This is a genomic window from Aminobacter sp. P4_H6_2 (assembly GCF_056400805.1).
This window is the reverse complement of record NZ_JBFUKO010000732.1, coordinates 1-2516: the sequence shown is the minus strand read 5'-3', so window position 1 is coordinate 2516 and position 2516 is coordinate 1. Positions and strand designations below refer to the sequence as shown.

General features: G+C 57.6%; 2 protein-coding genes. Both read left to right on the top strand.

Going from position 1 to position 2516, the window contains the following annotated elements:
- Positions 1-697: 697 nt before the first annotated feature.
- Positions 698-1477, top strand: a complete 780-nt coding sequence (locus tag AC1DUU_RS29330; RefSeq protein WP_476786840.1) for a GGDEF domain-containing protein — start codon at positions 698-700, stop codon at positions 1475-1477.
- Positions 1478-1868: 391 nt separating this feature from the next.
- Positions 1869-2036 (top strand): hypothetical protein, encoded by a 168-nt coding sequence (locus AC1DUU_RS29325; protein WP_476786839.1) that lies wholly within the window; start codon positions 1869-1871, stop codon positions 2034-2036.
- Positions 2037-2516 lie beyond the last annotated feature (480 nt).

The following is a 2516-nucleotide window of genomic DNA, read 5'->3' as shown; positions in this document are numbered from 1 at the left end:
CTCCTTGGTTGCGTCCGCCCTGCACAATCATGGATTGAGGTTGCAAGCGATACCAGCTGTCTCCTTCACAATGCCCTGATTCCACAGGGCGATTGAGCATTGATGTGGAGAACGGAGCGGCCGACTTCGATAGGCTGTGGTCACATGAAGCCATGCGATACGATGCCGTACGGACCCTGCTTGGTGAAATCCGAGGCCTCCTGCCAAGGCCTTCAGCCTGACAGCAGTCACCGCGAGCCTTTTCCCAATTCCCCAAACGCAAAAGCCCCCGCGGCCAAGATGGTCGAAAGTGAACATGCTGGCGTCATCGCCTTGTCTCGCTATGCCAACCCTGCAATTGGCGAATATGGCGCCATGCGGGTGGGCCGTGGTGTCGACCACCACAAGGGCTTTTCGCCTCCTCGGAGCAGAAATCCGGCTCGCGCCACGCCCGATCGATGAATGTCGATTGCTCCTAGCAGCGCCGTGCATCCGGATGGAAACACAAGGACGCTCTAACGCTTTGACTTTGCGCTTTCTTGCTGACGCCAAGTGACCCCACTTGGCTGCAAAATGCGCTGGCTTTCATAAAGGACTTCTTAACGATCACGCTCGCAATTGTGATTGCTCGGTCGAAGCGCCTGTCCCTGCGTGACCCTGTCAGATATGCCGAAGGTAATCGGGCTCATCCGATAGAAGCTCGAAGTCGCGAGGACGAATGCTGGACAAGCTTACCGCAATAGCACTTCACAAGTGGGTTCACGTTACGCTTCTGACGGTGGCCGGCAGTCTCGCATATGTGGTCATCTCGCTGGCCTTGCAATTCCTGATTTTCGGGGGCGCCGACGCCGACACGTTTGGGCGAGACCTGCTGAACGCTTTCATCCTCCCGCTCATGTTTATCGCGCCACTGCTTGCCCTGCTGAGCCTGAAGCTCAACGAGAATTTGTCGCTCAGGCAGAAATACGCTCAGGAACTTGCGCATGATAGCCTCACCTCATGTCTCAATGGACCGCTTTTTTCGGCCGCGATCGACGTCTTCCACCCGGGGACCGGGCCGCGAAAGGGCGCGCTGCTGGTGATAGACATCGACCATATGAGAAGGATCAATGAGCACATAGGGTATAATGCCGGAAATCACGCGCTCAGAGTCATTGCGGAAACAATCCGCGCGTCGGTGCGAGGCGGCGATCTGGTCGGTCGCATCGGCGGTGATGAATTCGGAGTGTACTTGCCCGGCGCCACCCAAGAGAATGCCGAGAAAGTCGCGGAACGCATTCGACATGCCGTAACCGAAGCGCGCTTGGAACCCAGCGGGTCGAATTGGTCTGTGACCGTCAGCGTCGGAGCCGTTCTGTTCGACACAGAGACCACTGTCGACAATCTGCTTGTTGCAGCCGATCACCAGATGCAGGTTGCCAAGGAGAGAGGACGCAATCGCATCGAATACGCTCAGCTTCGGCACGAGGCTTCGTCGTCTCGGCCTTCACTCCATTGACCACTGACGTGGACGAGTCCTTCGCCCGATGCTGGCTTCCTGAGGTTCCGGTGCATCAGATTGCCGAGAACGCTGGCGCGGGCGCTCGCTGATCGAAGAGCCTAGGGAGTTCTTCCGATATGAGAACGAAATAGGAACACGCACCTTGATGAGTCAATTCACATTGCGCTAACCTATGGGGCAGGAGCGACTAACCGCATCTGCTGAATTAGGCAGCACCAGGAGGCGCCGCCGCGAGTCGAGCGCACGTTCGCGGCCGGTGACGCCGACCGCGCAAAGGCCGTGAAGCTGTTGACCGACGCGCTGTCCATCCTCGATAAGGGCGGGAAGAAGTAGCCTTGGGACGGGCTGTGTGTGCAGTTCTACAGTGACAACCTGAATAGGAGACACAATGCCGACAATCGTTGACGACCTACGAGCAATAGCCGCAAACCCTGCCAGCAAGACAAAAGCCGAAGTGGTCGAAATCCTACTTGCTGCAGCCGACCGGATCGAATCGAAACGCATCGCATTGGCAAGAGCGAAGAACGATAGCAAGGACGTAAAGCGAGCCAGCTAAGCTCAACGAGATGCGGTTTAACGGATAGCCTGTGGGGCCTGGGGATGAAACAGCTACTCCTAGCCACTATGGCCATGTTCGCCTTCGCCGGGTGTACGACGGCGCCCGCCGAGTATGCGGCCACACTCTCGACGCAAGACCCAAAATGGAGCTCGCCGGAGTGCGAACAAATCCGCGCGAAGGCATTGAACTACAAGGCTGGAGAAACAATGAGCATACCGGCCAGCCTACTGCTTGGCCCGTATGGGCTTGGGATGGCCCTAGCTGGCAAAGAGCACCAGGAAAAGCAACGAAAGCTCCTCGCCCGCGATATGCATATGCTATGCTCCAGTCTGCCCCTTCCCGCCAAACTGGGCTGAGAACCATGGCCGCCGAGTTCATCTCCGAGTTGATCCGGGCCGCAAATGAGACTGACAGATTGACCGAACAAGAACAGGCTCGGCTGCTCCAACGCGCCGCGTCGACGATCAGGGATTACCG